Source organism: Lysobacter sp. Root604 (assembly GCF_001427505.1).
Classification (GTDB): domain Bacteria; phylum Pseudomonadota; class Gammaproteobacteria; order Xanthomonadales; family Xanthomonadaceae; genus Lysobacter.
The window spans coordinates 1,195-2,414 of the sequence record NZ_LMGS01000006.1 but is presented as its reverse complement, the minus strand read 5'-3'; the positions used below and the strand labels follow the sequence as shown (position 1 = coordinate 2,414).

The window sequence follows — 1,220 nt, the reverse complement described above, 5'->3', positions numbered from 1 at the left end:
GCCAGCTGGTGGCGCAGGCGCTGCGCGTGCCTGCGGCAGCGCACGAGGCCTATTTCCGCCAGGAACTGGCGCACATCGACGAGCCCACGGCGCCGTTCAACGTGCTCGACGCGCGTCAGAGCGGCGCAGTATCCGAGACCGTCGAGCTGCCTCTGGATGCGTCGCTCGGACGCGATATCCGCGCGGAGGCACGCCGACGCGGCGTATCGCCGGCGGTGCTGTTCCATGTGGCGTGGGCGCAGGTTCTGGCGCGCTGCACAGGCCGCAACGAGGTGGTGTTCGGCACGGTGCTGTCCGGGCGCATGCATGGCGCGGGCGGCGCGGACCGTGCCTGGGGCATCTTCATCAATACGCTGCCGATCCGGGTGGTGGTGGAAGGCACGGCGGCGGACGCCGTCGAACAGACGCGGCGCCGCCTGGCCGAGTTGCTTGAGTATGAGCACGCCCCGCTTTCGCTCGCGCAGCGCTGCAGCAGCGTGCCGTCGTCCTTGCCCCTGTTCACGGCGTTGCTGAACTATCGGCACAGCGACGACATCTTCGCCATGTCAGGAGGCATGCGCCTGCTCGCAGCCGAGGAAACGACCAACTATCCGATTTCGATGAGCGTGGATGACTTCGGCGACCGGTTCGCGCTGACCGCGCAGGTCGTCGACGGCTTGGACGCGGCGCGCCTGGCCGGATACTTCGCCCACACCATAGAGAGTCTGGCCGCGGAGCTGCGTAGCGATGGAACGCGTTCGCTTCGTGCCTTGGATGTCCTGCCTCCGCCCGAGCGCGAGCGGGTGCTGTCCGAGTTCAACGCGACCACGGTCGACTATCCGCGCGAGTCGCTGATCCACGAGCTGTTCGAGCAGCAGGCGGCCGAGTCTCCGGACGCGGTGGCGGTGGTGGATGAGCACCGCGTGCTGACCTATGCGGAGCTGAACGCGCGCGCCAATCGCATCGCGCATTACCTGATCGCCCAGGGGGTGCGGCCGGACGAGCGCGTGGCCTTGTGCTGCGAACGTTCGGCGGAGCTGATCATCGGYCTGCTGGGCATCCTCAAGGCCGGCGGCGCCTACGTGCCGCTGGACGCGGAGTACCCGCCGGAGCGGCTGGCCTTCATGCTCGAAGACAGCGCGCCSAAGCGGCTGCTGCTGCAATCGGCCATGCGCGAGCGCCTGCCGACGAGCGCGGTGCCGCAACTGGTGCTGGACGACAGCGAGGCGGAACTGGCCGCG

At 68.9% G+C, this 1,220-nt stretch carries 1 protein-coding gene; it reads left to right on the top strand.

The window, feature by feature from the left end; all coding sequences use genetic code 11:
• Positions 1-1,220 (top strand): AMP-binding protein (locus tag ASD69_RS22210; protein ID WP_162250631.1); only part of this gene is annotated, 1,220 nt, incomplete at both ends.